At 69.0% G+C, this 6,740-nt stretch carries 5 protein-coding genes and 1 pseudogene; 5 read left to right on the forward strand and 1 reads right to left on the reverse strand.

Annotated features, from left to right (window positions below; genetic code table 11):
- Positions 1-162 (reverse strand): annotated as a pseudogene (locus tag STRTUCAR8_RS54090) (ABC transporter ATP-binding protein); the annotation flags it as partial.
- Between the two features lie 34 nt (positions 163-196).
- Here STRTUCAR8_RS54090 and STRTUCAR8_RS11200 point away from each other — a divergent pair.
- The 5 genes from STRTUCAR8_RS11200 (at position 197) to STRTUCAR8_RS11220 (ending at position 6,417) form a co-directional block, all read left to right on the forward strand.
- A complete protein-coding gene (locus STRTUCAR8_RS11200) occupies positions 197-1,981 on the forward strand; it encodes a MarR family transcriptional regulator (protein WP_044472018.1) in 1,785 nt (594 codons plus the stop codon).
- Between the two features lie 95 nt (positions 1,982-2,076).
- Positions 2,077-2,937, forward strand: coding sequence for a bifunctional DNA primase/polymerase (locus STRTUCAR8_RS11205; RefSeq protein ID WP_006375766.1), 861 nt, complete (start codon positions 2,077-2,079; stop codon positions 2,935-2,937).
- 2 nt (positions 2,938-2,939) lie between these two features.
- Positions 2,940-4,415: a hypothetical protein gene (locus STRTUCAR8_RS11210; RefSeq protein ID WP_044472019.1), complete on the forward strand. Its 1,476-nt coding sequence runs from the start codon at positions 2,940-2,942 to the stop codon at positions 4,413-4,415.
- 467 nt (positions 4,416-4,882) lie between these two features.
- Positions 4,883-5,149 (forward strand): helix-turn-helix domain-containing protein, encoded by a 267-nt coding sequence (locus STRTUCAR8_RS11215; RefSeq protein WP_006375765.1) that lies wholly within the window; start codon positions 4,883-4,885, stop codon positions 5,147-5,149.
- A gap of 8 nt (positions 5,150-5,157) precedes the next feature.
- On the forward strand, positions 5,158-6,417 hold the full coding sequence (locus tag STRTUCAR8_RS11220; protein ID WP_006375769.1) for a tyrosine-type recombinase/integrase: 1,260 nt from the start codon (positions 5,158-5,160) through the stop codon (positions 6,415-6,417).
- The last annotated feature ends 323 nt before the right edge of the window (positions 6,418-6,740 follow it).

Raw genomic sequence — 6,740 nt, forward strand, 5'->3', positions numbered from 1 at the left:
CGCCAGCTCGTCCGGAGAGCCCTGGAAGACCAGACGTCCCTCGGCGAAGAGGACCACGTCGGTGCAGGCGGCGGCGACATCCTCGACCAGATGCGTCGAGACGAGCACACAGGTGTCCGTGCCCAGCTCCTGCAGCAGCTTGCGGAACCTCAGCCGTTGCGCCACCGACCCACACATCCCGGAAAGAAGGACACCCGTGAGCCACGGACAAGTCTGGCGCACCCACCGCCAGTACGCAGCAACCGCCGCCCGCTGGACGGCTGATCGCTGGCGCAAGGAAGCCGAGCGCCGCCGCGCCCTGCGCGCCGACCGCAAGCCCCTCGTGCGCGATGCCCGCCGCGCACTCGCCACCGCCCGCGCCATCGACCCCGAGGGCATCACCTCCATCCGCCACCGCGCGGAACGCGAACTGCGCACCGCCAAACGGCGCGTGCCCGACCCGCTGTGGCTGTTCGCGTCGAAGACGACCGCCGCGCTCGCCGTCGCCGGATACGTGTGGCTGCCGGCCGTGCCGGTCCGCGTGTGGGTGTGGGCGGCCGTCGCTCTCGTCGCCGCCGTCACCGCGCTGAGCGTGTGGATCGCCGTGCGCGAACGCGACACCACCGGCCTCAAGCCCACCGCCGAAGAAAGGGCGCTGCTCAAGCGGTTGCAGCCGCAGCACTGGAAGGAGCACGCCGAACAGCGCGGCCTCGCCGGCACGCTGTCCGGCCGGCCCGCGCTGACCGAGGCGGGCATCGTGTGTGCCGTTCGCCTCGACGGAACCTGGACCGCGAGCAAGCTCCGCAGCGCCGAAGACCACATCCGTGCGCTGCTCGGGGCCCGCACGAGCCTGCGCATGCAGATCAAGGCGGGCAAACAGGGCGGCTGGGCCGAACTCACTTTGCGCACCCGCAGCGCGGCCGACGGCGACGACCTCACCTGGACGCCCGAACAGCGCTCCCTCGGGGTCGACACCGTCACCGGCGAGCAGGTCACCGTCCCGCTCGGGGAACGCCTGCTGATCGCCGGTCGGTCCGGCGCGGGCAAGTCGGTCGCCTCCCGCCCGCTGCTGTACGCCGCGTCCGAGGGAGAGTCGAACGCGCTGGTCATCATCGACCTCAAGCGTGTGGAAGGCCGGTTGTGGGACCACCGGGCCCGCGTCGCCTCCACCCCGCGTGAAGTCGTCGATGTGGTCGACGAGCTGGAGACGGAGATGCTGGAACGGCTCTCCATCCTGCCCAAGGGCCAGGACACCTGGACGCCCACCCCCGACCGGCCGCGCATCACGGTCGTCGTCGACGAGGGTGCCGAGGTCATGACCGCCGCCGACAAGGTCGCCTGCGAGACCGAGACCGCAGACGGCAAGACCCGCACCGTCAACCGGTCGGCGCTGCCGGGCCTGGAGTCCATCGCCAGGATGGGCCGCGCGGCGTGCATCGACCTGTGGTGGATGACCCAGAAGCCGACCATCGGCGACGGCATCCCCAAGCAGATCGCCCCGCAGATCGGCGTCTCCATCTGCCTCGCCGTGCGCACCCCCGCCGAAGCCCGCGTGGTCCTCGGGGAGGACGCGCAGGCCAAGGGCTGGAACGCGGATGAACTCCCCGTTCCGGGTGTGGCATTGATCCGGGACGGCAAGCGCAAGCCCGACCCGATCAAGGTCCGCTACATGGACAAGGCCGTCGTCATCGCCCTGCCCGACCGCACCCCCTGGTCCCACACCCTCACCGCCACCGTGGAAACCGCGGGCGCCCCCACCCTCACCCTCGTCAAGAACACGGCACCAGCCGCGCCCGCCACGGACAGCGCCGCCGCCCGCGTCCTCAAAGCCATCGAGACCGCCGACGAACCGGTCGCCCAAAAGGACCTGGCCACGATCACGGGCCTGTCCAAAGGCGCCGTGTCAAAGGCCGTCAAAACCCTCACCACCAGCGGCACCGTCATCCGCGCCCTCGACGGCCGGCTGACCGCCACGCGCGGCGACGACACCGCCGCCGCCTGACCCATCCCCGACGAATGACAACGGCGGCCCCCTTCCGCCAAGAACCGGGGCCGCCGCCAATCCAGCACGCTCAAAGAGAACTGGAGACCTCCAGCATGACCCAACCCACCGACATTCGGCGAGCACCCGCGCACCTGCGGACCGCGCTCAGTCTGGCGGCGGCCGGTGTGCCGCCGCTGCCCCTGCGGGCGGGAAAGGTCCCGTTCGGTAACTGCCGCACCTGCGCGAAGAACGCGTGCGGCGGCCGGCCGAACATGAAATCCCCCGGCCCCTGCATCTGCCCGGCGCCTTGTCACGCGTGGGCCTCCGCGACCACGGACCCGACCGTCCTCAACTCGCCTGCATGGGTGCGGGCATGGCGTGAGGCGGCGGCGGTGGCCTACCACCCCGGCGGCGCCGGCCTCACCGCCGTTGACCTCGACAACGCGGAAGCCATCGCCTGGGCCCGCGACACCCTGCCCGCGACCCGGACCGTGCGCACGACGCGCGGTGAGCACTGGCTCTACCAGGGCGCCATGCAGTCCGCCAACGGCGTCCGTGACGGTGTCGACGTCAAGTCCACGATGGCCTACGCCCGTTGGCTCGGTCCCGGAACCGGAACCATGACCGCACTGCCGGACAGCGTGCGCGCGCTGGCCGTGAAGAACCCCACGGCGGTACGGCCGGTGGCCATCACGGCGCCCGCACGGGCCATGGGCGGGGCGTGCCCCCACCGCACCCCCGCCTATCTGGACCGTGGCATCGCCATGGCGGAGCAGCGCATCACCGAGGCTTCCAGTGCGGTGCACGCCACGGTCTACCGAACGTTCCTCGCGGTGCTGTCGACCCACGGCCGGTGTGGGTGCCTCACCGACGTCCACACCGCGCGGCTGTTCACCGCAGCGCAGACCAAGGGGGAATCGTCCCGGCACTGCGCTGACGCGTGGACCAACGCCCTGACCACGTTGGGACTGTGACCATGTCCGACGACGAGAAGAACCCCGCCCGCGAGATCATCACCGACTACGCGCAGGCGCACTTCCGGTACTTCCGCACCGCTGAGGGGACCGTGTACGCGCAGAAGAACGGCCACCCCGTCGCCCGACCCATCCGCTCACAAGGCACCACCGGCAGCCACCGCCAGGAACTCATGGTCGGCCTGTTCCGCGACGGGCGCGGCGTGTTCAACGGGACCGCCCTCAAAGAGGCGTTGGACTTGATCGAAGCACTCGCCCTGACCGAAGACGTGCAGTCCGTCCACATCCGCGTCGCCCCCGGATTCGACGGGGCGACGTGGCTGGACCTGGGCCGCGATGACGGTCAGTCCGTCCGTATCCACCCCACCGGCTGGGACATCGCCATTCCCGACCCCCGCGAAGTGTGCTGGCGCCGTACCCAGCTCACCGGGGAACTCCCACTGCCCGTCAAGGACACCAACGGTAAGGGCATCGATCTCCTCATGCGGCTGTGCAACTTCGCCACCGCCGAGACCGAGTGCCTGGCCATCGCCTGGTTGATCGGCTGCCTCGGACCGTCCGTGCCCGTCCCCGCGCCGTTCCTCACCGGCCCCCAGGGCGCGGGGAAGTCCACCGGCGGACGGATGCTCGTGCGGATCATCGAGGGCATGGGCGGTGATCTGCGTCGGGCGCCGAAGGACGAGGAGAACCTGATCGCTGCGGTGGCGGCCGGATGGGTCACCTCCCTGGACAACCTCTCCCACATGACCCCGGAACTGTCCGACGCGATGTGCTGCATCGTCACCGGCATCGAAAGCGTCAAGCGCGCCCTGTTCACCGACGGGGACGTCTTCCGCGTCAGCTACCGCCGCCCCCTGCTCCTGACCGGCATCGACGTGGGCGTCATCCGCCCCGACCTTGCCGAACGGCTCCTGCCCCTGCGCCTGGAACGCCCCCGGGTACGGCGGACTGAGGCGGAACTATGGGCGGAGTACGGGGAAGCTCTGCCCGTCGTGCTCGGCTCGCTCCTCGACCTCACCGTCAAGGTCCGCGCGGTGGCGGTGGAGACCCCTACCGATCTACGGATGGCGGACTTCGCGCGCCTGTGCGCGCAGCTCGATGCGGCAACCGGCCTCGGGGCGCTGCCCGCCTACCGGGCCAGCCTGGACGACCTCAACGACGACGTCATCGAGGGCGACCTGTTGGCACAGACCGTCCTGAGGCATGCCGACACCATCGAGCCTGGCGGCGCGCAGCGGATGACGTCCACCGAGTGGCTGCACTGCCTCAGTCGCCTCCACAGCGGCGACGAACTGCGCGCCCTGCCCAAAGGGTGGCCGACCACGGGCAAGGTCCTCTCCGACCGCCTCAAGCGCCTCCAACCCACCCTCGCCGCCCGGGGCGTCCTCATCGACACCGGCCGCACCAGCGAGGGCCGCTACCTCGAAATGACCCGCCCGACCACCACACCCCCGCACGAGCAGAAGCCAGCGTTCTGACCGCACCCCCGCCGCCGGGACAAGCAAGAGGAGCACCACCGCCGTGGGGCGTGCTCCTCTTGCTGTTCGGCGGAACGCCGCGCCACGGACGTGCCGCGCAGCGGCCCCTTCTTCACGCTCTGAGTAGCGCCGCACCACAACAGACACCCCCTCTTTTGTCCTAAGAAGGAAGACGCTGCGTCATCTGCGTCATGCGAGCCGGAAACCGGCACCTGACCTGCGACGACAGCCATGACGCAGACGGCCGTCCCTGCGTCATCCTGCGTCATCTGCGTCATGGGTGACGTCACGGGTGACGCAGCCCATGACGCACCCATGACGCAGACCCCCACCACTGCGTCACACGAAATCCCAGGTCAGAAGCCTAAATGACGCTGATGACGCAATGACGCAGAAATCCGCACCTCGGACAGACACGCACACCCGCTGCCTCCTCAAGGCCACTGAGAAGCAAGGAGTCGTGACCCGTGACAGGCGACCAGACACGCAAGCTCGCCCTAGTCCGTAACGAAGTCGACCTCTCAGAAGGCGACTTCGACCCCACCCTCCTCGCGGTGAGGGTGGAAGAAGCTGCCCGCCGTCTGAGCATCGGCCGCACCACGATGTACGCCCTCATTCGCGATGGCGCCGTGCAGACCGTGCCGATCGGTAGATCCCGTCGAGTTCCCGTTCAGGCGCTGAGCGACTACCTCGCTCAGCGCATGCAGTCACGACCCATAAACGCAGTCGCGTAAGGAGTTCCATGGCCAAGCGCGCGAAGCGCCCTGACGGCGCATCGTCCATCTACTTCGGCAAAGACGGCTTCTGGCACGGCCGCGTCACGGTCGGCGTCCGCGATGACGGGAAGCCCGATCGGCGCCACGTCAGTAGCAAGGTCAGTGAAGCGGAGGTCATCAAGAAAGTCCGTGCGCTGGAGAAACAGCGCGACGAGGGGAAGGTTCGTAAGCCTGGCCGGCCGTGGACCGTTCAGGCGTGGCTGCTGCACTGGGTCGAGGAGATCGCCAAGCCGTCAGTGCGGGAGAACACCTATGCCGGGTACGAGGTAGCCGTTCGGGTCCACTTGATTCCCGGTGTGGGTGCTCACCGGCTGGACAAGTTGGAGCCTGAGCACCTCGAACGCTTCTACACAAAGATGCAGTCCAACGGGAGCAAGGCTGCGACGGCTCACCAGGCACACCGCACGATGCGTACGGCCCTGAACCATGCCCTTCGTCGTGGCCATGTGACTCGGAACGTCGCGACGCTCGCAGTGCCTCCGAGGATTGAGGAAGAGGAGGTGGAGCCGTACGACATCGAGGAAGTGCAGCGTCTCCTCTCCGAGGCCGCCAAGCTGCGCAACAGTGCCCGCTGGTCCATCGCTCTCGCCCTGGGACTGCGGCAGGGCGAAGCCCTCGGACTGCGCTGGTCGGACGTCGACCTTCAGAACGGCATTCTCCGCGTGCGAAAGAACAGGCTGCGGCCCAAGTACCTGCACGGCTGCGGGGGAGACTGCGGCCGAAAGCCCGGGTACTGCAAGCAGCGGGTCCGGAAGAACGAGGACACGGCCCCCACCAAATCGCGGGCCGGCCGTCGGGTGATCGGTGTGCCCGGCGAATTGGCCCGACTGCTGGAACTGCACCGCAAGGAGCAGGACCGAGAACGTCGGCTGGCCGCAGACGAGTGGCACGAGACGGGTTTCGTCTTCACGTCCCCCGTGGGTGAGCCACTGGTGCCCAGCACGGACTACGACGCGTGGAAGCAGCTCCTCACCGATGCCAAGGTGCGGGACGGCCGGTTGCACGATGCTCGGCACACCGCCGCCACGGTCCTGCTCATCCTCGGTGTTCCGGAACGGGTGGTGATGCAGATCATGGGGTGGTCGTCGACCGCGATGGCGGCCCGCTACCAGCACGTGACGGGCGGGATCCTGGCCGACGTGGCGCAGCGGGTTGGCGGTCTCATCTGGGAGGTGGCCAAGGCTGCCGACGAAGGCGGCTCGGAGGGCTCCGCAGGGTCGCGATGAGACTGTAGATGAGACTGCAACCGTCGAAGGCCTGCCTTCGGCGCGTAATTCCTGTCGGGTGACAGAAATTAGGGAGGCGCTGTTTCGCAGGGATGTCGTGACCGTGTCGAGGCGGGACCCAAGTCCTCACGTGCCGAGGGCGGCCGGGCGACGTGAGGAGGTTCGGGGGCCTACTGCCGGCTCGGCGGTCGTTCTCGCTGGTGGCTTCGAGGCGTGGAGGAGGAAGACGTGGCGGATCTTCGCGCCGTCAACTGGGCGGCGGGGGAGTGGAGTTCGGGACGCTCGCGACTTGCCCCGGCTGTTTCGGGCAGGCCGGCCCGGAA

This window comes from Streptomyces turgidiscabies Car8, assembly GCF_000331005.1.
GTDB lineage: Bacteria > Actinomycetota > Actinomycetes > Streptomycetales > Streptomycetaceae > Streptomyces > Streptomyces turgidiscabies.